At 63.1% G+C, this 20,442-nt stretch carries 19 protein-coding genes and 1 tRNA gene; 10 read left to right on the top strand and 10 right to left on the bottom strand.

The window, feature by feature from the left end; genetic code table 11:
• The first annotated feature begins 70 nt into the window (after positions 1-70).
• The gene (locus J1C52_RS09815; RefSeq protein ID WP_227427757.1) at positions 71-2,065 is read left to right on the top strand and encodes an AsmA family protein; all 1,995 of its coding nucleotides are present in this window, start codon (positions 71-73) and stop codon (positions 2,063-2,065) included.
• Positions 2,066-2,132: 67 nt separating this feature from the next.
• Here J1C52_RS09815 and J1C52_RS09810 read toward each other — a convergent pair whose 3' ends face one another.
• The 3 genes from J1C52_RS09810 to pncA form a co-directional block, all read right to left on the bottom strand.
• Entirely contained in the window at positions 2,133-2,300 is a 168-nt protein-coding gene (locus J1C52_RS09810) for a YdcH family protein (RefSeq protein ID WP_227427756.1), read from the bottom strand.
• A gap of 125 nt (positions 2,301-2,425) precedes the next feature.
• Positions 2,426-3,715: a nicotinate phosphoribosyltransferase gene (gene pncB / locus J1C52_RS09805; RefSeq protein WP_227427755.1), complete on the bottom strand. Its 1,290-nt coding sequence runs from the start codon at positions 3,713-3,715 to the stop codon at positions 2,426-2,428.
• 3 nt (positions 3,716-3,718) lie between these two features.
• Positions 3,719-4,312: a bifunctional nicotinamidase/pyrazinamidase gene (gene pncA / locus J1C52_RS09800; protein WP_227427754.1), complete on the bottom strand. Its 594-nt coding sequence runs from the start codon at positions 4,310-4,312 to the stop codon at positions 3,719-3,721.
• Positions 4,313-4,450: 138 nt separating this feature from the next.
• On the opposite strand from pncA, the gene J1C52_RS09795 reads away from it, so the two are divergent.
• The 6 genes from J1C52_RS09795 to J1C52_RS09770 all read left to right on the top strand — a co-directional run bounded on the left by J1C52_RS09795 (position 4,451) and on the right by J1C52_RS09770 (position 10,474).
• On the top strand, positions 4,451-4,978 hold the full coding sequence (locus J1C52_RS09795) for a flavodoxin domain-containing protein (RefSeq protein WP_227427753.1): 528 nt from the start codon (positions 4,451-4,453) through the stop codon (positions 4,976-4,978).
• Between the two features lie 52 nt (positions 4,979-5,030).
• A complete protein-coding gene (locus tag J1C52_RS09790; protein ID WP_227427752.1) occupies positions 5,031-5,933 on the top strand; it encodes a rhodanese-related sulfurtransferase in 903 nt (300 codons plus the stop codon).
• 124 nt (positions 5,934-6,057) lie between these two features.
• The gene (locus J1C52_RS09785; RefSeq protein ID WP_227427751.1) at positions 6,058-7,167 is read left to right on the top strand and encodes a TRAP transporter substrate-binding protein; all 1,110 of its coding nucleotides are present in this window, start codon (positions 6,058-6,060) and stop codon (positions 7,165-7,167) included.
• Positions 7,168-7,251: 84 nt separating this feature from the next.
• On the top strand, positions 7,252-7,809 hold the full coding sequence (locus J1C52_RS09780; protein ID WP_227427750.1) for a TRAP transporter small permease subunit: 558 nt from the start codon (positions 7,252-7,254) through the stop codon (positions 7,807-7,809).
• A 1-nt stretch (position 7,810) separates the two neighbouring features.
• Positions 7,811-9,199 carry a TRAP transporter large permease gene (locus tag J1C52_RS09775; RefSeq protein WP_227427749.1) on the top strand — a complete coding sequence of 463 codons (1,389 nt, stop codon included), beginning with the start codon at positions 7,811-7,813 and terminating at the stop codon, positions 9,197-9,199.
• A 63-nt stretch (positions 9,200-9,262) separates the two neighbouring features.
• Entirely contained in the window at positions 9,263-10,474 is a 1,212-nt protein-coding gene (locus J1C52_RS09770) for an FAD-binding domain-containing protein (protein WP_227427748.1), read from the top strand.
• 33 nt (positions 10,475-10,507) lie between these two features.
• On the opposite strand, the gene J1C52_RS09765 is transcribed toward J1C52_RS09770, so the two are convergent.
• Both J1C52_RS09765 and J1C52_RS09760 read right to left on the bottom strand, forming a co-directional pair.
• Positions 10,508-10,582 (bottom strand) — tRNA-Asn (locus J1C52_RS09765).
• 61 nt (positions 10,583-10,643) lie between these two features.
• The gene (locus J1C52_RS09760; RefSeq protein ID WP_227427747.1) at positions 10,644-11,525 is read right to left on the bottom strand and encodes an MBL fold metallo-hydrolase; all 882 of its coding nucleotides are present in this window, start codon (positions 11,523-11,525) and stop codon (positions 10,644-10,646) included.
• A gap of 74 nt (positions 11,526-11,599) precedes the next feature.
• Here J1C52_RS09760 and J1C52_RS09755 point away from each other — a divergent pair, with 74 nt between their 5' ends.
• Positions 11,600-12,949, top strand: coding sequence for an ATP-binding protein (locus tag J1C52_RS09755; protein ID WP_227427746.1), 1,350 nt, complete (start codon positions 11,600-11,602; stop codon positions 12,947-12,949).
• A 39-nt stretch (positions 12,950-12,988) separates the two neighbouring features.
• Here the strand turns inward: J1C52_RS09755 and clpB are convergent, their stop codons facing one another.
• Complete coding sequence (clpB, locus tag J1C52_RS09750) at positions 12,989-15,598, bottom strand: ATP-dependent chaperone ClpB (RefSeq protein WP_227427745.1); 2,610 nt, start codon at positions 15,596-15,598, stop codon at positions 12,989-12,991.
• A gap of 245 nt (positions 15,599-15,843) precedes the next feature.
• Here clpB and J1C52_RS09745 point away from each other — a divergent pair, with 245 nt between their 5' ends.
• Positions 15,844-16,749 carry a LysR family transcriptional regulator gene (locus J1C52_RS09745; protein ID WP_227427744.1) on the top strand — a complete coding sequence of 302 codons (906 nt, stop codon included), beginning with the start codon at positions 15,844-15,846 and terminating at the stop codon, positions 16,747-16,749.
• 131 nt (positions 16,750-16,880) lie between these two features.
• Here J1C52_RS09745 and phbB read toward each other — a convergent pair whose 3' ends face one another.
• Both phbB and J1C52_RS09735 read right to left on the bottom strand, forming a co-directional pair.
• A complete protein-coding gene (phbB, locus tag J1C52_RS09740) occupies positions 16,881-17,603 on the bottom strand; it encodes an acetoacetyl-CoA reductase (RefSeq protein WP_227427743.1) in 723 nt (240 codons plus the stop codon).
• Between the two features lie 90 nt (positions 17,604-17,693).
• Positions 17,694-18,866, bottom strand: coding sequence for an acetyl-CoA C-acetyltransferase (locus J1C52_RS09735; RefSeq protein ID WP_227427742.1), 1,173 nt, complete (start codon positions 18,864-18,866; stop codon positions 17,694-17,696).
• Positions 18,867-19,122: 256 nt separating this feature from the next.
• Here J1C52_RS09735 and hspQ point away from each other — a divergent pair, with 256 nt between their 5' ends.
• Positions 19,123-19,449, top strand: coding sequence for a heat shock protein HspQ (gene hspQ / locus J1C52_RS09730; protein ID WP_227427741.1), 327 nt, complete (start codon positions 19,123-19,125; stop codon positions 19,447-19,449).
• A 29-nt stretch (positions 19,450-19,478) separates the two neighbouring features.
• Here the strand turns inward: hspQ and J1C52_RS09725 are convergent, their stop codons facing one another.
• A complete protein-coding gene (locus J1C52_RS09725; protein ID WP_227427740.1) occupies positions 19,479-19,997 on the bottom strand; it encodes an ATP-binding protein in 519 nt (172 codons plus the stop codon).
• A 4-nt stretch (positions 19,998-20,001) separates the two neighbouring features.
• Positions 20,002-20,343 (bottom strand): STAS domain-containing protein, encoded by a 342-nt coding sequence (locus J1C52_RS09720; RefSeq protein ID WP_227427739.1) that lies wholly within the window; start codon positions 20,341-20,343, stop codon positions 20,002-20,004.
• Between the last annotated feature and the right edge of the window lie 99 nt (positions 20,344-20,442).

Genomic DNA, 20,442 nt, shown 5'->3' with positions numbered 1-20,442 from the left:
ATCGAATTTGTGAAAGACAAGCACCTGTCGGGCCGTTAGGCTTGGGGCAAAGCTGGAAGTGGAGTGGTGTATGCGCCTTGTCAAAGCCCTGTTCGTGGCCATTCTGGGCCTTGTTGTCCTTCTGGGGGCCGCGATTTTCCTTGTCCCGACAGAGCGGCTTGCCAATCTTGCCGCCGATCAGTTCGAGACCGCCACGGGCCGGCAACTGAATATCGGGGGCGAGGTGGGGCTGAGCGTGTTCCCCGTGCTGGGCGCGCGGGCGCAGGATATTTCCATCGGCAACCCAGACTGGGCGGGCGAGGGCGAATTGCTGCGCGCGGCGGAAATGGACATTGGGGTCGATCTGATGTCGCTGTTTTCCGGCCGGGTCGCGGTGGAACGCGTGGTGCTGCAATCGCCCGTCGTGACCCTGCGCCGCGCGGCGGACGGGCGCGCGACATTTGATTTCGCGCAACCCGGTGCTGCGGCAGCAGCCCCGCAAAGCGCCCCGTCTGGTGGGGCCATGCGCGAGTTGTCGCTGGCAGAGGCCCGGATCGTGGACGGTACCCTGCGCTTTGTGGATGAAACCAGTGACATGGTGCTGGACTTGGCCGGGCTGAATGCCTCGCTGTCCATGCCCGATATGAACGGCCCCTTGTCGCTGGACGCGGATGCCCTGCTGAACCGCCAACCCGTCACCATCAGCCTGCGGGCGGGCAATGCGGCCACGCTTCTGGCCGGGGGGCTGACGGCACTTGCGCTAGAGGCCGAGATCGCCGGGGCAGAGGCCAGCTTCGAAGGGCGCGCGGCGCTGACCGATCTGGTGCTGGAAGGGCGCGCGCAAGGCGCGCTGCCGGCGCTTGCGCCAGTGCTTGCGGCCTTGGGGCAGTCGGGCAGCGAAGTGCCGGCGCAATACCGCCCCATCCGGTTTGACGGGCAGGTCACGCGCACCGCCAGTGGCCAGCTTTTCCTGCGCGAGGTTGCGGCCAATGCAGGCGATCTGGCGGTGACGGGCGCGGCGGATGTCACGCTTGGTGGCGCGCGCCCGGTGGTCAATGCGCAGCTGTCCATTCCGGTTCTGAATGCGCGCGGCACGGGCGGTGGCGTAGATAGCGGCGGCGCGGCGGCGTCGGGCTGGTCGCGAGAGCCGATAGATGCCTCTGCCGTGGGCCTGATCGACGGTGAAATCGCGCTGAGTATCGGCGAGATCCGCAGCGACAGCGGCACGTTCGGCCCGATCCGCCTGCGCACAGAGATCGAGAACGCGCGCGCCGTGACCCAAATCCGCGAAGCGCGGTTGTTCGGCGGCGATGTGTCGGGACAGTTTATCCTCAACAATCGCAACGGATTATCGATGCGTGCCGTGCTCGATGCAGCGGGAATTAGCCTGATGCAGCTTTTGCGTGATACCGCCGACTTCGAGCGGCTCAATGGCACCGCGCAAGCGAGTATTGATGTGCTCGGGTCGGGCAACAGCCTGCATGCGATCATGAACAGCTTGCAGGGGCAGGGGTCCATGACCTTCTCACAGGGTGAGATTCTGGGCCTCGATCTGGCCGGGATGCTACGCAATCTGGACCTTGGTTATGTCGGAGAAGGCACAAGCACCATTTACAACAGCATTACCGGCAGCTTCACCATGGCGGGCGGGGTTCTGAGCAATGACGACCTCAAGCTCGACTCGCAGCGCGTGCAGGTTGACGGGCGCGGGCAGGTCGGTGTCGGGGCGCAGACGCTGGACTACCGGATCGTGCCATCGGCGCTGCGTGATGCCGAAGGCAATGCCCTGCGTGTGCCGTTGATCGTGACCGGCCCCTGGAGCGCGCCGCGCTTCCGGCTGGACATGGAGGCACTCGCCCGCGAACGGCTGGAAGAGGAACGCGAACGGCTTGAAGCCTTGGCCCGCGAGGAAGCGCAACGTCTGGAAGAGCGCGCCCGCGCAGAGGCCGAAGCCCGCATCGAGAGCGAATTGGGCGTGCAGCGCGAAGAGGGCGAATCGTTGGAAGATACCGTGCGCCGTGGCGTCGAGGGGCGTATTACCGAAGAACTGGGGCGCGGCCTGCGCGGGCTTTTGGGCGGCAACTAGGGCGCAGTGCCCGAACGCAAAACGGCCCGCGCGATGCGGGCCGTTCCGTGAAACTGTTCTGGTCGCCCTAGGCGTGCGACAGGCGTTCGATTTCTTCTTTCAGGCGTAGCTTTTGCTTCTTCAGCGTGGCGATTTCCTGGTCGCTGCTGCCCGGGCTTCGCTGGATCATGTCGACCTGTTCAGAGAGATGCGCGTGTTTTTCGCGGAGCGCGGTTAGATGCGAGGTTAGTGACATTCAGGTGTCCTCCTTCTCTGATTGCGACAGAATGATTGCACCACAGGTCAGGGCACCTGTCACCAAAAATCGGAGTGAGCGCGCGCGTCCTGCGCCGATTCCTGCCGGAATGGTTTCCGGCAAGTTTACACTGTCACCGCCTGTGCCTGTTGGGTGCCCACACCGAAAACCCGCTTGTAGCGTTCGATTTCCGCAGCTGGCCCCATGGCCTTGTTCGGATTGTCTGACAGTTTGACGGTGGGTTTGCCGTCGGCGCTGATGGCCTTGCACACCAGGCTGAACGGGGCCAGCCCGTCGCCTTCGGCCAAGCCGCGGAAATCATTTGTCAAAAGCGTGCCCCAACCGAAGCTGACCTTGACCCGGCCCGCGAATTGGCGGTGCAGGGCGGTGATGCGGTCCACGTCCAGCCCGTCGGAAAAGATGACAAGCTTCTCGCGCGGGTCTTGGCCATGGGCCTGCCACCAGCGGATCGCGGCTTCGGCCCCGGCTTCGGGTGCGCCCGAATCGATGCGAATGCCGGTCCACTCGGCCAGCCAGTCGGGGGCGCGGTCCAGAAAACCTTGGGTGCCGTAGGTGTCGGGCAGGATGATGCGCAGGTTGCCGGAATGCTCTGCCTGCCAATCGGCCAGCACGCGGTAGGGCGCTTGCGCCAGCGCCGCGTCATCGGGGGCAAGGGCGGCGTAGACCATGGGCAATTCATGCGCGTTGGTGCCGATGGCTTCGACCTCTCGGCGCATGGCGATCAGGCAATTCGAGGTGCCGATAAATCGCTCTCCAAGACCTTCCATCATGGCCTGCACGCACCAGTCCTGCCACAAGAAACTGTGGCGGCGGCGGGTGCCGAAATCGGCAATGCGCAACCCCTCCAGCCCTTGCAGTCCTTCGATCTTTTCCCAGACGCGCGTCATGGCGCGAGCGTAAAGCACCTGCAATTCGAACCGTTTCATCTGGCCCAGCACGGCGCGCGAGCGCAGCTCCATCAGCACCGCCAGCGCCGGGATTTCCCACAGCATGGCCTCTGCCCAAGACCCCTCGAAGGTCAGTTCATACTGATCGCCCACGCGTTCCAGATGGTAGGGGGGCAGTTGGAAATTCTCGAACCATTCCATGAAATCGGGCCGGAACATCTGGCGTTTGCCGTAGAACGTATTGCCGCGCAGAAAGGTCGATTCGCCGCGCGACAGGCGCAGCGTGCGGATATGGTCCAGTTGGGCGCGCAGTTCGCCTTCGTCGATCAGCTTGGCCAGCGGCACATCCTTGGCGCGGTTAATCAGGCTGAAGGTCACGCGCGTGTCGGGGCGGTTGGTAAAGACCGACTGGCACATCAGAAGCTTGTAGAAATCGGTGTCGATCAGGGACCGGACGATCGGGTCCAGCTTCCAGCGGTGGTTATAGACGCGGGTGGCGATGTCCATGGGTCAGGCCAACTCCACGCCGGCACCGCGCATCTGCTCTGCGGCCTTGGCCATGGACCCGTTCAGGTCGATCCCCCGGCACAGGCTGGTCAGCACGCGCACCTTGAAGCCCAGCTTCGCGGCATCAATCGCCGACCATGCCACGCAAAAATCGGTGGCAAGGCCCACGAATTCCAACTCGGTCAGCCCACGCGTGCGCAGATACCCTTCCAGCCCGGTGGGGGTTTTCTGGTCATTCTCGAAAAACGCCGAATAGCTGTCGATCTGGCGGCGGAACCCTTTGCGGATAATCAGGTCGGCGTGCTCGGTGTTCAGCCCCGCGTGGAATGCCGCCCCGTGTGACCCTTGCACGCAATGGTCCGGCCACAGCACTTGGGGGCCATAGGGCATGTCCACCATCTGCATCGGCGCGCGGCCTGCGTGCTGGCTGGCGAAAGAGCTGTGATCGGCCGGGTGCCAGTCTTGCGTCAGGATCACGGCCTCGGCCTCTGCCATGCGGGCATTCACGCCGGGCACGATCTGGTCGCCGTCTGTCACGGCCAGAGCGCCGCCGGGGCAGAAATCGTTTTGCAGGTCGATGACGATCAGGGCGTGCATGTTCGGCCTTTCGCTTATGCGGTCGCGCCTATCCTAAGCGTTGAAGCCATATCTGCAACGGGGTCGTTTTGACGTGTATCAATCCCCGCGGGCCGCATAGCTGCTATTTTGCCGCCATCACGTTCAGGAGGGTCGGATATGAAGATTCTCGTCGGCTATGCCACCAAGGAAGGGCAATCGCGCAAGATTGCCCGCTGGATCGCGGACCGGGCCGCGGATGCGGGACACTCGAGCGAGCTTTTGGCGTTAGACGATGCGGATGGGTTGGAGATGGCCCGGTTCGACCGCGCCGTTCTTGTGGCCTCCATCCATGTCGGTCAGTTCAAGCCCGCGCTGGCAGAGTTCGCGGCGGCCCATGCTGGCTGGCTTGGGGCGCATCCGACCTTGTTCCTGCCGGTGTCCTTGGCCGCAGCCGGGCACGATTCCGACGATTGGCGGGCCTTGGCCAAGATCGAACAGGATCTGGCGCAGGCAACAGGCTGGACGCCGTCGCGGGTAGAACATACCGCCGGGGCCTACACGCCGTCGAGATACGACATGCTTACAAGGTTCATCATGCGGCGGATCGTGGCCAAGAAAGACCCCGATGCCGATCTGGACGTGGATCACGAATATACCGATTGGGCCGATCTGGGCCGCGTTGTCGATTCGTGGCTGGAGGCCTGACACCGCTGCCTTCAGTCTTGCGATGACACGGATCGGGATTTATGGAGCCGCCATGTTTACCGTCGCCGCGCTATACCATTTCACCCGTTTCGATGACCCTTCGGCGTTGAAAGGGCCGTTGGCGGCCTTGTGCTGCGCCAAAGAGGTCAAGGGCTCTCTCTTGTTGGCGCAAGAGGGGATCAACGGCACGATTGCGGGCACGCGCGACGGGATTGATGCGGTTCTAGCCCATATTCGCGCACTTCCGGGCTGTGCCGGGCTGGAGTGGAAGGAAAGCCACGCGCCCGAGATGCCCTTCGGCCGCATGAAGGTGCGGCTGAAGCGCGAGATCGTCACCATGGGCCAGCCCGATGTCGATCCGCGCGCGGGCACCGGGCATTATGTGGACCCCGCCGACTGGAACGACCTTATCAGCGCGCCCGATGTGGCTGTGATCGACACGCGCAATGATTACGAGGTTGCCATCGGCACGTTTGAAGGCGCGATTGATCCGGGCACCAAGGCCTTTGGCGAATTCCCGCAATGGTGGGAGGAAAACCGCCACCGCTTTCACAACAAGCGGATTGCCATGTTCTGCACGGGCGGCATTCGCTGCGAGAAATCGACCAACTACCTGCTGGGGCAGGGGGTGCAAGAGGTCTATCATCTAAAGGGCGGCATCCTGAAATATCTGGAGGACGTGCCGCCAGAGCAAAGCCTGTGGAAGGGCGCGTGTTTCGTGTTCGATCAGCGTGTTTCGGTCGAGCATGGGCTAAAGCCCGGCCCGCATATCATGTGCCATGCCTGCCGCCGCCCGCTTTGGCCCGAAGACACCAAGCGCCCCGAATACGAAGAGGGCGTGCAGTGTCACCATTGCGTCGATGAATTCAGCCCCGAGCGGCGCGAGGGATTTCGCGAACGCCAGCGCCAGATCGCCTTGGCCGCAGAGCGGGGCGAATTGCATCTGGGCCGCTGAGGCAATGATGCGGCGTGTTATCGATAACATTGGTAAGGTTTTTTGTTCACTCCGGTCGCGGGCTGTGGTCTAAGTTCGCGCACGGGCAGAACACTGCCTGAATGATAACTCGGGAGGAGTAAGAATGGATCGTCGTTCTTTTCTGAAGACATCGGCGCTGGGCGGCACGGCTGCCGCAGCCTCGACCCTTGCCGCGCCCGCGGTGGCGCAAGGCAACATCACTTGGCGCATGGTCACGACATGGCCGCGCAATTTCCCCGGTCTGGGCACCGGCGCGCAGCGCGTGGCCGACCGTATCACCGCGGCCTCTGACGGTGCGCTGACGGTTGAAGTGTTCGCTGCCGGCGAAATGGTGCCGGCGCTGCAATCGCTGGACGCTGTCATCGACGGCTCTGCCGAGATGAGCCATGGTGCCGCCTATTACTGGCAGAACAAGTCCGTCGGCCTGTCCTTCTTCACCGGCGTTCCCTTCGGTATGACCTCGCGCGAATTGGCGGCATGGGTGCGTTACGGCGGCGGCCAGGAGCTGTGGGACGAAATCTATGACCAGTTCGGCGTTCAGGGCTTCCTGTCGGGCGATACCGGCACGCAGGCTGGTGGCTGGTTTAACCAAGAGCTGACCGGTCTGGCCGATATTCAGGGTCTACGCTTCCGCACCCCCGGCCTTGGTGGTCAGGTCTGGCAGAAGATGGGCGCATCGGTCACGAACCTTGCTGGTGGCGAGATTTTCCAAGCGCTGCAATCGGGCGCGCTGGATGCCGCCGAATTCGTCGGCCCCTACAATGACCGTGCGCTGGGCTTCCACCAGCTGCGCAAGCACTACTACACCAGCTCTTTCAACGAGCCGGGTCTGGCGACCGAGGTTGTGGTGGACAAGGCCAAGTTTCAGGCGCTGCCCGCGAACCTGCAAGCCATTGTTCGCGATGCCTGCCAAGCGGAATACGATCAGGTTCCGTCGGAATTCTATGCCAATGACCCGATCGCGCTGGCCGACATGGTCGAGAACCATGGCGTCATCGTGCACGAGAACTGGCCGGAAGAAATCTGGCAGGGTGGCGCGAATGCTGCGAAAGAGCTGCTGAGCGAAATCCTCGAAGGTGGTGACGAGCTGACCAAGAAGGTCGCGCAAAGCTATGTCAGCAACCTGAACGTGCTGCGCACCCGCACCGAGCGCACGGACCTGACCTACGCCCTGGCGCGTCAGAAATATTTCGATATTTCCGACCTGGGCTAAGGCCAATCGCAAAGCCAATCCCGAAGGCCCCGGACGTGATCCGGGGCCTTTTGGGCAACCAAGCATCCGATCACGAGGGCCATGATGACCGCACTCGCCGCACTCATGAAAGCGATCAACGCGCTGAACCGCCTTGTCGGCAACACCTTCATGTGGTTGTCGGTGGGGATCGTCCTTGTGTGTTTCTGGGTGGTGGTCGAACGCTACCTGTTCGCCAATACCCGGTTGTGGATGCAAGACCTTTACCCATGGCTGAACGGCGTGATGTTCACCGCCGTGGCGGGCTATGGCCTGTATCGCAACGACCATGTGCGCGTGGACATCTTCTTTCGGCCCGCCAGCACGCTGCGCAAGGCGTGGATGGACCTGCTGGGCGTCGCGATCTTCCTCATGCCCTTTGCCGCAGTGGTCTGGATTTATTCCTTCACCTTTGTCGAACGCTCCATCGGCCTGCTTGAGGGCTCGGCGAACCCCGGCGGGATGCCGGGTCTGTTCGTGCTGAAAAGCTTCATTCTGGTGTTCGCGGCGCTGATCGGGTTGCAGGGGATCGCGATGGCGATCCGGTCGATCCTGATTATCGCGGGTCGCGAAGACCTTGTGCCCGAAGACTACCGCTACCAATACGAGACGGAGAACGCCTGACATGGATCCGGTTTTGATTGGCGAGATCCTCGCCGGGACAATGTTCCTTGGCGTGATCGGTTTCCTGCTGCTGGGCTTTCCGGTGGCCTTCACGCTGGCGGGCACGTCTATTCTGTTTGCCTTCGCGGGCCTCTATTTCGGCGTGTTCGACATGTCGAACCTGCGTTCTTTGGCAGGCCGCTACACGGGCTACATGCTGAACGAGGTGCTGGTCGCGGTGCCCTTGTTCATCTTCATGGGCGTGATGCTGGAACGCTCGAATATTGCAGAACAGCTTCTGTCCACCATGGGCCGCCTGTTTGGCAATATGCGCGGCGGGCTTGGCATATCGGTTATCCTTGTGGGCGCGCTTCTGGCCGCCAGCACCGGCGTGGTGGGCGCGACCGTGGTGACGATGGGCCTGATTTCGCTGCCCGCGATGATGCGCGCGGGCTATGACCCCAAGCTGGCCTGCGGGGCCATCTGCGCCAGCGGCACGCTTGGGCAGATCATCCCGCCCTCGACCGTGCTGATCTTCATGGGCGACATGATCGCGGGGATGCACAGCCAGGTCCAGATGAGCCTTGGGAATTTCGCACCCACCACGGTGTCTGTGGGCGACCTCTTCGCGGGTGCGTTCATTCCGGGCTTGGTGATGGTAGCACTCTATATCACCTATATCCTGTTCATGGCGGTGGTGCGGCCCGAAAGCTGCCCCGCAACGCCCATCCCGCCCGAAGAAAAGGCCGGACTGGGCCGCGAAATCGTGACCGCGCTGATCCCGCCGCTTTTGCTGATCTTCGCCGTGCTTGGGTCGATCTTGGGCGGTATCGCGACACCAACAGAGGCCGCGTCGGTCGGCGCCGTCGGGGCCACCATTCTGGCCGCGCTGCGCCGCCGCCTGAGCGGTCAGGTTTTCGTCGATGTGGCGCGCCGCACGGCGGTCATCACCTCGATGATCTTCATCATCCTCTTCGGCGCGTCGGTCTTCGCCATCGTCTTCCGCCAGATGGGCGGCGACGATCTGGTGCACGAATTCCTGTCGGCCATGCCGGGCGGCGCGATGGGTGCGATGATTACCGTCATGGTGCTGATGTTCGTTCTGGGCTTTATCCTTGATACGTTCGAGATCATCTTCATCGTGCTGCCGATTACCGCGCCGACGCTGCTGATGCTGGGGGTCGACCCGGTCTGGCTGGGCGTGATGATCGGGGTGAACCTGCAAACCAGCTTCCTGACGCCACCCTTCGGCTTCGCGCTGTTCTACCTGCGCGGCGTGGCCCCGAATTCGGTCACGACCGGTATGATCTACAAGGGCGCGATCCCCTTCGTGCTGTTGCAGATCACGGCCATCGTGCTCTTGTTCATGTTCCCGCAGCTTGTGCTGTGGTTGCCGGGGGTTCTGTTCTAGGTCTTGTGGCTTTGACTTTGGCCTTGGGCGCGCCATTTGCCGCCCAAAGCCAAAGAGGACCGCATGACCCAGATAGAACCGACCCGCGATGCCGCCCTTGCCCGTCTGGCCGCCTTCACGCCAGAGATGGGCGCGCGCTACGCCAAGCGCCGCAACACCGATTATGGGCCGGGGCGGCATGGGGCGGTGTCACGGCTCTCGCCGCATATCCGCCGCCGCTTGGTGTCCGAGGACGAGGTGATCGCCGCCGCCTTGGCCGCGCATGGGCCAGAGGGGGCCGAGAAATTCATTCAAGAGGTCGTCTGGCGCAGCTATTTCAAAGGCTGGCTGGAACAGCGCCCCACCACATGGAACAGCTACCGCGACGGGCTGCAGCGCGATCTGGCGCTTGTCGCCGAAGACCGCAAGCTACGCGCACAGGTGCAAGCCGCGACCGAGGGGCGCACGGGGCTGGACTATTTCGACGCCTGGGCGCAGGAGCTGACAGAGACGGGTTATCTGCACAACCACGCAAGGATGTGGTTCGCGTCCATCTGGATATTCACCTTCGGCCTGCCATGGCGCTTGGGCGCGGATTTCTTCCTGCGCCACCTGTTGGATGGCGATCCGGCCTCGAACACGCTCGGCTGGCGCTGGGTTGCCGGGCTGCACACGCGTGGCAAGACCTATGCCGCGCAGGCGTGGAACATCGCCAAATTCACCGATGGCCGCTTTTCCCCGCGCGAAGCGGATCTGGCCCCAGACGCCCCGGCGCTGGAGCATGAAGAACCTGACGGCCTGCCGCCGCGCTTGGGCCTGCGCACGCCCTCCTCGCCTGACATGGCACGGCCTACGGCCTTGTTGCTGACGGAAGAGGATTGCACGCTGGCCGTGCCGGAAGGGTTGAACATCGTCGCAAGCGCAACCTTGGAAGCGAGCCATCTGCGCTCGCTCGGCCCGGTGTCAGACGTGGTCGCCGATTTCGAACGCGCAGCGCTTCAGGACTCGGCCAGCCGGCTTGCCCCTGACGCCACGGCCCTGCGCGCAGGCGTGCCGGGTGACTTGGCCAAATGGGCGGCCAAAGCGGGCGCGGAACAGATCGTGACAGGCTTTGTCCCCCGCGGCCCGCTGCGCGACTGGCTGGACAGCGCGTCGCCCGCTATGGCCGCGCAAGGCGTGACCCTGACAGAGGTCCAGCGCGACTGGGACCGACTGGTCTGCCCCCATGCGACGGCTGGATTCTTCAAGGTCAAACAGAAAATCCCCCAGATCCTGCAATGCGCAGGGCTGCTCTAGGCAGGGCGTGATAAAGGGTTATTCAGAGGAAGATGGCTCCGGCGGTAGGGATCGAACCTACGACCAATTGATTAACAGTCAACTGCTCTACCGCTGAGCTACGCCGGACCATGGGCGCGCTATAGCAACTGCGTTTGGGGGCGTAAAGTGGGAATCGGCAAGAAAATTGTCAGCTTTGCAACAAGCTGAATTCTGCCATCGGGTGCAGGGACTTGTGGGCCTTGACCACCTCTCGGTTATGCAGGTCGACCAGATGGGCAAAGACATTCCGCGCGGCGGCTTTGTGCAGGGCGGGGTTCAGGTCGGTATAGATCCGCCGGGTCAGCTTGTCGATTGTCGCCGGGCCTTCGCCAAGTTCCGCGAGGATTGCGCTCTCGCGGGCTTTGCGGTGGGTCGTAAGCTCTGCAATTCGGGCGGCGGGGTCCGTGATCGGCGCGCCGTGACCCGAGTGAAACACCCGCGCGCCCAAGTCTGCCAGTTTCGCAAGCGAGGCCATATACGCCCCCATATCCCCATCGGGCGGCGAGACGAGCGACGGGGCCCAGCCCATCACATGGTCGCCCGTGAAAATCATGTCGCGCCACTGAAAGCACATGTGATTGCCCATATGCCCCGGTGTCCAGATGGCGGTGATCCGGTTCTGCCCGAAACCCACGACCTCGCCATCTTGCAGGTCGCGGTCGGGGCGAAAGGCGGGGTCGACACCCTCGCCGCCCGATACACCTTCGGCGGCCAAGCGCTGCATAAGTGCGCTTTGCCCCGCGCGGCTGTCGCCATAGGCCAAAACCGGGGCACCCGTGGCGCTGGCAAGGGCAGGGGCCAGCGGCGAGTGGTCCTTGTGGCTGTGCGTGACCAGTATGCAGGCCACCTTGTCGTCCCCAACCGCGGCCAAGAGCTGCGCCAGATGGTCGGGATCGTCCGGGCCGGGGTCGATGATGCACAGATCACCCGACCCAAGAATATAGCTGTTGGTGCCGTCGCCCGTCATCGGCGACGGGTTGTTGCAGCGGATCAGGCGCAGGTCGGGGGCAAGGTGGGTCAGGCTGCTCATATGCCGGGAAAATATCGCGGTGCGATGGGGCTGTATAGCGTGTATGTTGGCCCCGACCCGATTGGACCTGCCCGATGCTGAACCCGTTGCCCGCGATCAAGACCATTTTGCCCCGCAGCTTTTTCGGGCGCGCAGTGCTGATCGTGGTCGTGCCGATCCTGCTTTTGCAGATCGTGCTGTCGGTGGTTTTCGTGCAGCGCCATTACGAGCGGGTCACGCAACAGATGACCGGCGGCGCGCTGGACGCGGCCCGCGTGGTGATCGCGCGGATAGATGCCGCGCCCGATTCCGATCTGCCCGCGATCATGCAATCCGACATTGCCCGCGCGCTGGAGATGCAGTTGACCCTTGGCACCGCGCCCCCTGAGAATAACCAGCCGGGGGCCGCTTGGTATGATCTGGCTGGGCGCGAGATACTGTCGGTGCTGGCCGCTGGCGTGCCGGAGTATCTGGGAGCCATGCTGCGCAACGACCCGGACAGTGCCGTGTTTTGGGCGCAGACAGGGCACGGGCCATTGCAAGTGTCTATCCCGCGCTATCGGCTGGCGCCTACAAATCCGCACCAGTTGCTGGTGCTTGTCTTCGCAGCCTCTATCGTGCTGGTGCTGATCGCGTTGCAATATCTGCGCCTGCAAATCCGCCCCATTCGGCGGCTGGGGGCGGCGGCAGAGGCATATGGGCGCGGGCAGTCGGTGCAATTGCGCGCGTCAGGCGCACGCGAGATTCGCGCCGCCGCGCTGGCGTTCATCGACATGCGCAACCGGCTGGAGCGGCAGAATGCGCAGCGCAAGATGATGCTGTCGGGCTTGGGCCATGACATGCGCACGCCGCTGACGCGAATGCGGCTTATGCTGTCCATGGCCGACCCGTCAGAGGATCGCGACGCGCTGGAAACGGAAATCGCCGATCTGGAAAAGCTGTTGAACGGTTTTCTGGATTACGCCCGCGGGGAAGAGGCGGCGCGCCTTGCCCTGCTGGACCCCGCGCAGATCGTGGCCGATCTGGTGGCCCGCTATCATAGTGCGGGGCGTAAGGTCGAGTTGCACTTGGCCGATGGCCTGCCCCGGCAGATGCAACTACGCGAGGGGCAACTGGACCGGGCGCTGGACAATATTCTGGGCAACGCGCTGGAATACGGCACGGTGGCCCGCGTGGACATGTCCTTGGATGGCAGCAGCCTGACAATCGCGGTCGAAGATGACGGGCCGGGCATTGCCCCCGAAGACCGCGCTCGGGTTTGCGAACCTTTCGTGCGGCTGGACCAGTCGCGCAACCAGAATGCGGGGGCGCATGTGGGCCTTGGCTTGGCAATCGCCCAAGACATCGCGCGCGCGCATGGCGGAAAGCTTGTGTTGGAGGATGGGGTTGCCCTTGGCGGTCTGCGGGTGGTTTTGCAGATCCCGGTTCGGACCGACCCACCCTGAGAAAAGGCGCGCAAGGCCATTGCCCTGCGCGCCCTTGGGTTAGTGAACGGCGGCTTTCGGCGCGTCCTCGTCGCTGGCCAGATGGTCGCCGATCAGCAACCCGTCCGGCCCGGCCGTGACGGTCACGGTGGTGCCGTCCATGATCTTGCCACCCAGCAGCAACTCTGCCAGCGGGTCTTGCAAGTAGCGCTGGATCACCCGCTTCAGCGGGCGCGCGCCATAGACCGGGTCATAGCCCTTGTCGGCCAGCCATGCGCGGGCGCTGTCGTCCAGATCCAGCGTGATCTTGCGCGCCAGCAGGCGTTTCAGCAACCGACCGATCTGGATATCGACAATCGCGTCCATATCCTTGCGAGCCAGGCGGTCGAAGATCACGGTCTCGTCCAGACGGTTCAGGAATTCGGGGCGGAAATGCGCCCGCACCGCTTCCATCACCTCGTCGCGCGCGGCTTTCGGGTCAGACCCTTCGGGCAGACGTGACAGCGCCTGCGACCCAAGGTTAGAGGTCAACACGATCAGCGTTTGCTTGAAATCGACCGTGCGGCCCTGACCATCGGTCAGCACCCCGTCATCGAGCACCTGCAACAGCACGTTGAACACGTCCGGATGCGCCTTTTCGACCTCGTCGAACAAGATCACCTGATACGGGCGCCGCCGCACCGCTTCGGTCAGAACGCCGCCTTCGTCATAGCCGACATAGCCCGGAGGGGCACCGATCAGCCGTGCGACCGAATGCTTCTCCATGAATTCGGACATGTCGATACGCACCATCGCCTGATCGTCGTCGAACAGGTAGGCCGCGACCGCCTTGGTAAGTTCGGTCTTGCCCACGCCGGTTGGCCCAAGGAACAGGAACGACCCAAGAGGGCGGTTCTCGTCGTTCAGACCCGCGCGCGCACGGCGCACGGCATTGGCCACGGCGCGCAAGGCCGCGTCTTGGCCAACAACACGCTTGCGCAACTCGTCTTCCATGCGCAACAGCTTCTCGCGCTCACCTTCCAGCATTTTACTTGTGGGGATGCCCGTCCAGCGTTCGACCACTTCGGCAATCTGCTCTGGGCGCACGGCGTCGGCGACCATCTTCTCGGTCTCTCGCGCTTCGGCCTCGGCCAGTTTGCGCTCCAGCTCGGGGATCTGGCCGTATTGCAGCTTCCCGGCGGTGGCGAAATCGCCCGTCCGTTTGGCGGTTTCCAGCTCTATCCGGGCGCGGTCCAGATCTTCCTTGATCTGGCGCGCAGCTTCCAGCTTGTCGCGCTCTGCCTGCCAGGTGGCGGTCATCTCGGCGCTGCGCTGCTGCAACTCCGCCAATTCGCGCTCCAGCCCTTCCAGCCGATCCTTGGACGCGGCGTCGTCTTCTTTCTTCAACGCCTCGGCCTCGATCTGCTTTTGCAAGATGTCGCGGTCCAGCGCGTCCAGTTCCTCGGGCTTGCTGTCCACTTCCATGCGCAGGCGGCTGGCGGCCTCGTCCATCAGGTCGATCGCCTTGTCCGGCAGGAACCGGTCGGTGATGTAGCGATGCGAGAGCGTGGCCGCTGTCACCAGCGCGCTGTCGGAAATCCGCACGCCGTGGTGCAGTTCATACTTTTCCTTGATGCCCCGCAGGATAGAGATCGTATCCTCGACCGACGGTTCCTCGACCATCACGGGCTGGAAGCGGCGGGCAAGTGCTGCGTCCTTTTCCACATGCTTGCGGTATTCATCCAGCGTGGTGGCCCCGATGCAATGCAACTCGCCCCGTGCCAGCGCGGGTTTGATAAGGTTCGCGGCATCCATTGCGCCTTCGGATTTGCCCGCGCCGACCAGCGTGTGCATCTCGTCGATGAAGAGGATGATCTCACCCTCGGCGGCGGTCACTTCCGACAGGATGGCTTTCAGCCGTTCCTCGAATTCGCCCCGGTATTTCGCACCTGCAATCAGTGCGCCCATGTCCAGCGCCATCAGGCGTTTGTCGCGCAGGGACTCAGGCACATCGCCGTTCACGATGCGCAGCGCCAAGCCCTCGGCAATGGCGGTTTTCCCCACGCCGGGTTCACCAATCAGGACCGGGTTGTTCTTGGTCCGGCGGCTGAGCACCTGCATGGCGCGGCGAATCTCGTCGTCGCGGCCGATGATCGGGTCGATCTTGCCGTCGCGCGCGGCTTCGGTCAGGTCGCGGGCGTATTTCTTCAGCGCGTCGAAATTGTCCTCGGCGCTGGCGCTGTCGGCGGTGCGGCCCTTGCGCAGGTCATTGATCGCGCTGTTCAGGTTCTGCGCGGTCACGGCACCGGCATCCAGCGCCTCTTTCGCGTCGGATTTGACCAGCGCCAGCGCGGTCAGCAACCGTTCGACCGTGACGAAACTGTCACCGGCCTTGTCGGCCACCTGCTGGGCCTGATCCAGCACGCGCGCCATCTGCGGGTCCATGTAGATCTGCCCGTCGCCGCCCTGCACCTTGGGCAGCTTGGCAAGCGCCAGATCGTTGGATTGCGCAACCTGCGCCGGCGCGCCGCCTGCGCGGGAAATCAGCTTTGCGGCCATGCCCTGATCGTCATCCAGCAACGCCTTCAGAAGGTGGGCAGGGGTTAGCCGCTGGTGGTCTTCGCGCAGCGCGATGGTCTGTGCGGCTTGCACGAAACCGCGGGCGCGTTCAGTGAATTTGTCCATGTTCATGGTGTCGTCCTTTCATAAAGCACCCGGTTCGTGACCCCGCCTGAAATGCAGCGCGGTGGCCTGTGCGGGCCTCGGGATATATGTGGGAAGCGCGCGGCACTGTTGCAAGATTGGCACAAGACGTGGCGTGGATTTTTCAAATCGGACCGGGGCTTTGTCGCGGGAATGTCCCGCCCGCTCCGCATTCTTGCCCGAATTGAGGACAAAGATGCATCATTATCGAATTGGTTTCTTGAGGCGTGACGATGGACCGACTGACCGAAATGGAAGCATTTGCCACCGTGGTGGACCAAGGCGGTTTCACCGATGCGGCCCGCAAGATGGGCATTTCCAAGTCCGCCGTGTCCAAGCACGTCTCTTCGCTAGAGGCCCGTCTGGGCGCGCGCCTGCTGAACCGCACCACGCGCCGCGTCAGCCCCACCGATATCGGGCTTGCCTATTACGACCGTGCCCGCCGCGTTTTGAACGACGCGGGTGAGGCGGACAGCCTTGTCACTTCCATGCAATCCGCGCCCTCTGGCGTGTTGCGGCTGGCGGTTCCGACCGATTTCGGCGCGACGCATCTGTCGCCCATCCTTGGCGAATTCCTGACCCGCTACCCCGATGTGTCGGTCAACATGGTGCTGAAGAACCGCTATGTCGAGCTGATCTCGGAAGGGTTCGATCTGGCCATCCGCATGGGCGAGATGGATGACAGCACCCTGCGCGCCCGCAAGATTTGCGAGACCACGCAACGCCTGATCGCGTCGCCTGCCTACCTGGCCGAACATGGCCGCCCGGAACGGCTGGATGATCTGAACGCGCATCGCTTGCTGTACTATTCGCACAACGCCGCCTCTTCTATGTGGAAGATCACCGCCCCCTCGGGCGAGGTGCGGCAGGTGCGCTCTGCCACTTGGTTCTCTGTCAATGACGGCCAGTCGCTGCTGACGGCGGCGATCAATGGGCTTGGCATCGCCTATCTTCCCAGCTTCCTCTATGCCGACGCCATGAAAACCGGGCTGGTGGAAGATGTCATCCCCGATCTGCCGCGCGATATTCAGGGGCTTCATGCGGTCTATCCTTCGGGGCGCTACACGCAGCCCAAGGTTCGCGCGCTGATTGACTTCCTTGTCGAGAAATTCGGCACCCGTGCCGCCGACGGCTGGTAAAACCTGTTCCCTCGGGCGCTCTCCTGCGCCGCCTCTGACTGCCAAGGCACCCCGGTGCCTTGGCCTTTTCGCATGAAAAAGGCCCGACAGCGGGATGTGCCATCGGGCCTGAGCTTTGCGGTGCGATCGGCTTAGACGAAGAACTGCGCGCCGTTCGCGCTGATGGTCGAGCCGTTCACGAAGCCCGCGTCATCCGACACAAGGAAGGACACGCAGCGCGCGATTTCCTCGGGTTCGCCCAGACGACCCGCCGGGATGCCCGCGATGATCGATTCGCGCACCTTTTCCGGCACGGCCATGACCATTTCGGTCGCGATATAGCCGGGGCAGACCGCGTTCGCGGTGATGTTGAAGCGTGCGCCTTCCTGCGCCAGCGACTTCACGATGCCCAGATCGCCCGCCTTGGTCGCGGCATAGTTCACCTGGCCGAACTGGCCCTTCTGCCCGTTGATAGAGCTGATAACGACCACGCGCCCGAACTTGCGCTCGCGCATCCCCGACCAGATCGGGTGCACGGTGTTGAACACGCCGGTCAGGTTGGTGTCGATCACCTCTTTCCACTGCTCTGGCGTCATCTTGTGGAAGGGCGCGTCACGGGTGATACCCGCATTCGCCACCACGATGTCGATCGGGCCAAGGTCAGCTTCGACCTGCGCGATCCCGGCTTTGGATGCGTCGTAATCGGCGGCGTTCCACTTGTAGGTCTTGATGCCGGTTTCGGCGGTAAAGGCCGCTGCCGCTTCGTCATTGCCGGCATAGGTTGCCGCAACGGTGTAGCCCTTGTCTTTCAGTTCCTTGGAAATCGCCGCGCCAATGCCGCGCGATCCACCTGTGACCAATGCCACTCTAGCCATGATGTCCCCCTCTCTAGGTTTATGTGCTGTGCAATTTCTGGTAACGAACTAGCGATGCGTGCGCAAGAATATTGCGCACGCCAAAGCGCCTTAGCGTTCGAGGCACATTGCCACACCCATGCCGCCGCCGATGCACAGCGTGGCCAGACCCTTTTTCGCGTCCGAGCGCTGCATTTCGAACAGCAGAGTGTTCAGGATGCGGCAGCCCGATGCGCCGATGGGGTGGCCGATGGCGATGGCGCCGCCATTCACGTTCACCTTGGCCGGATCCCAGCCCATGTCCTTGTTCACGGCGCAAGCTTGGGCGGCGAAGGCTTCGTTGGCCTCGATCAGGTCCAGATCCTCGGGCTTCCAACCGGCCTTTTCCAGCGCCTTGCGGCTGGCATGGATGGGGCCGACGCCCATGATCGACGGGTCCAGACCGGCGGTCGCGTAGCTGGCAATGCGCGCGAGCGGCGTCAGGCCGCGCTTCTCGGCCTCTTCCGCGCTCATCAGCATGACGGCGGCCGCGCCATCGTTCAGGCCAGAGGCGTTCGCGGCAGTGACAGAGCCGTCCTTGGTGAAAGCCGGGCGCAGCTTTTGCATGGCTTCCATGGTCGCGCCGTGGCGGATGTATTCGTCGCTATCGACCACGATGTCGCCCTTGCGGGTCTTGACAGTGAAGGGCGCGATTTCATCCTTGAACTTGCCCGCCTTCTGCGCGGCTTCGGCCTTGTTCTGGCTGGCGACGGCGAAGGCGTCCTGCTCGTCGCGGCTGATCTGCCACTTCTCGGCGACATTCTCGGCGGTCTGGCCCATGTGGTAGCCGTTGAACGCGTCCCACAGCCCGTCCTTGATCATGGTGTCGATCATCTTCATGTCGCCCATTTTCGTGCCTGCGCGCAGATGGGCGCAGTGGGGCGAAAGGGTCATGTTTTCCTGACCGCCGGCCAGCACGATGGCGGCATCGCCCAGCATGATGTGCTGCGCGCCAAGCGCCACCGCCCGCAAGCCAGAGCCGCAGACCTGGTTGATCGACCAAGCGGCCGATTCGATGGGCAGGCCGGCATTGACATGCGCCTGGCGGGCGGGGTTCTGGCCCTGACCGGCGGTCAGCACCTGGCCCAGAATGGTTTCCGACACTTCGGCCTTGTCGATGCCCGCGCGGGCGACCACGGCTTCCAGGATCGCCGCGCCCAGATCATGCGCGGGGGTGTTGGCGAAAGCGCCGCCGAACGAGCCGACAGCCGTGCGGGCCGCGGAAACGATAACTACATTGGTCATGAGTGCTCCTCTGTCATTGACGGCGCGCGCGAATGGACTAGCTGCACGCGTTTCACCTTGCGCTTGTAACATGATGACGTGTCGTTGCAATGCGCCAAACTGACCATTTGCGCAATATTGTTTCGCGCCCCTGTCTCGCGGCGTTTCCGCGCAGCGGGATTTGTCACGCCCGCAGTCACAAACTGTTTCTGCGAAACCGGGCGCATGGCATGGACTCTTGTGGTAGTGTTACGTTACCTGTGCCGCAGAGGTGTGCATGGAAAGAACTTGGGCAAAATACCATCTGGGTCAGGTGGTTCGGCATAGGAAACACCCGTTTCGCGGGGTGATTTTCGATGTCGACCCGAAATTCGCCAACACAGAGGATTGGTATCGCGCCATCCCCGAAGACAGCCGCCCCAGCAAGGATCAGCCGTTTTACCATCTGCTGGCCGAGAATGAGGACAGCTTCTATGTCGCCTATGTGTCCGAGCAGAACCTGCTGCCCGACGAATCGGGCGAACCGGTAGAGCATCCGGACCTGCCGGAGCTGTTCGGCGAGTTTCGCAACGGGCGCTACCCTTTGCAGATCGAGATGAACTGACCGTTTCGCGGTTCGTGCGCAGTGTCAGGCTAGGGTGTGGCCACAGCCGCCCTGTGGCCGACCGGCACATGGAATGTCAGGCAATTGACGCCATTCGCGCGCTGATAGGTCAATCCATGTGCAAGGCTTCGGATCAGGAACCAGCCGTACCCGCCTTCGCGCAGCAACGTGGGTTCCGGGGCGCCACGGCCCATGATGTCGGGGTCGAAGGCGCGGCCATGGTCGGATACGCAGCAGTCAAGCTGGTCGACCCCCATTTGGATTTCCAGCTCTATCAGCCCCTGCTCATGCGCGTAGCCGTGCCGCGCTATGTTCGAAAGAACCTCTGCCAGGATGATATTCATGTCCTCGCGCCAATCGTCGGGTGCGTGGGTTGCGCACAGATAGGCGTCGACCCTTTGCAAAAGCGCGCGCACCTCTGTCAGCGAACTGCGGCACTGGGTTGCAAGCCGGCTGAAGCCCAACCCGCCTTGCCGCGCCGGCGTTCCGGGCGTCCCGGTCCTGTTAGATGCGACGGTTTCAGCCGTCTTGTCCGTGTCATCGGGCATGATGTCAGCCTGTGGCGGGCAGCGCTTGGGCGACAGGCGGGCAATCGTGAATGCGGAACACGGTGTCCATCCGCGTCAGGCGAAAGACCTTGCGCACGCCGGGCGAGAGCGCCGCAATTTCCAGAGGGCGCTCTGGCCCGAGCAATTTCATCGCCCCCACGATCGCACCCAGACCGCTGCTATCCATGAATTCGACCTTGCTGAGATTCAGGATCACAGGGCTGCCGGGATGTGTGGTCGCCGAGCGAATCGCGTCCTTGAAGCGGATGGCCACGGCCGCATCAAGCCGCGTTTCGCATAGTTCGATCACAAGCGCGCCGCTTGCTTCGCCAACCGTCATTTGCATGTGCTGTCCTTTCACGGGCCGCCGTGCAGACACCTTAGCGCGCAAAAGTTACCAGATGCTTGCCGGCTTGAAGCGTCGCGTCGCGCGCGCTACCCAAGT

The sequence above is a fragment of the Roseibaca sp. Y0-43 genome, from assembly GCF_020667835.1.
Lineage (GTDB): Bacteria > Pseudomonadota > Alphaproteobacteria > Rhodobacterales > Rhodobacteraceae > Roseinatronobacter.
Note: the sequence above shows the minus strand (reverse complement) of the source record. Positions and strands in the feature narration are given on the sequence as shown.

What these genes read in the sequence shown, in the direction of transcription:
- J1C52_RS09770 (WP_227427748.1), top strand. Translation starts at nt 9,263, where the DNA reads ATGACCCAGATAGAACCGACCCGCGATGCCGCCCTTGCCCGTCTGGCC.
- J1C52_RS09755 (WP_227427746.1), top strand. Translation starts at nt 11,600, where the DNA reads ATGCTGAACCCGTTGCCCGCGATCAAGACCATTTTGCCCCGCAGCTTT.
- J1C52_RS09795 (WP_227427753.1), top strand. Translation starts at nt 4,451, where the DNA reads ATGAAGATTCTCGTCGGCTATGCCACCAAGGAAGGGCAATCGCGCAAG.
- J1C52_RS09745 (WP_227427744.1), top strand. Translation starts at nt 15,844, where the DNA reads ATGGACCGACTGACCGAAATGGAAGCATTTGCCACCGTGGTGGACCAA.
- phbB (WP_227427743.1), bottom strand. Translation starts at nt 17,603, where the DNA reads ATGGCTAGAGTGGCATTGGTCACAGGTGGATCGCGCGGCATTGGCGCG.
- J1C52_RS09775 (WP_227427749.1), top strand. Translation starts at nt 7,811, where the DNA reads ATGGATCCGGTTTTGATTGGCGAGATCCTCGCCGGGACAATGTTCCTT.
- J1C52_RS09725 (WP_227427740.1), bottom strand. Translation starts at nt 19,997, where the DNA reads ATGCCCGATGACACGGACAAGACGGCTGAAACCGTCGCATCTAACAGG.
- J1C52_RS09720 (WP_227427739.1), bottom strand. Translation starts at nt 20,343, where the DNA reads ATGCAAATGACGGTTGGCGAAGCAAGCGGCGCGCTTGTGATCGAACTA.
- J1C52_RS09785 (WP_227427751.1), top strand. Translation starts at nt 6,058, where the DNA reads ATGGATCGTCGTTCTTTTCTGAAGACATCGGCGCTGGGCGGCACGGCT.
- clpB (WP_227427745.1), bottom strand. Translation starts at nt 15,598, where the DNA reads ATGAACATGGACAAATTCACTGAACGCGCCCGCGGTTTCGTGCAAGCC.
- J1C52_RS09815 (WP_227427757.1), top strand. Translation starts at nt 71, where the DNA reads ATGCGCCTTGTCAAAGCCCTGTTCGTGGCCATTCTGGGCCTTGTTGTC.
- pncB (WP_227427755.1), bottom strand. Translation starts at nt 3,715, where the DNA reads ATGGACATCGCCACCCGCGTCTATAACCACCGCTGGAAGCTGGACCCG.
- pncA (WP_227427754.1), bottom strand. Translation starts at nt 4,312, where the DNA reads ATGCACGCCCTGATCGTCATCGACCTGCAAAACGATTTCTGCCCCGGC.
- J1C52_RS09735 (WP_227427742.1), bottom strand. Translation starts at nt 18,866, where the DNA reads ATGACCAATGTAGTTATCGTTTCCGCGGCCCGCACGGCTGTCGGCTCG.
- J1C52_RS09790 (WP_227427752.1), top strand. Translation starts at nt 5,031, where the DNA reads ATGTTTACCGTCGCCGCGCTATACCATTTCACCCGTTTCGATGACCCT.
- J1C52_RS09810 (WP_227427756.1), bottom strand. Translation starts at nt 2,300, where the DNA reads ATGTCACTAACCTCGCATCTAACCGCGCTCCGCGAAAAACACGCGCAT.
- J1C52_RS09780 (WP_227427750.1), top strand. Translation starts at nt 7,252, where the DNA reads ATGACCGCACTCGCCGCACTCATGAAAGCGATCAACGCGCTGAACCGC.
- J1C52_RS09760 (WP_227427747.1), bottom strand. Translation starts at nt 11,525, where the DNA reads ATGAGCAGCCTGACCCACCTTGCCCCCGACCTGCGCCTGATCCGCTGC.
- hspQ (WP_227427741.1), top strand. Translation starts at nt 19,123, where the DNA reads ATGGAAAGAACTTGGGCAAAATACCATCTGGGTCAGGTGGTTCGGCAT.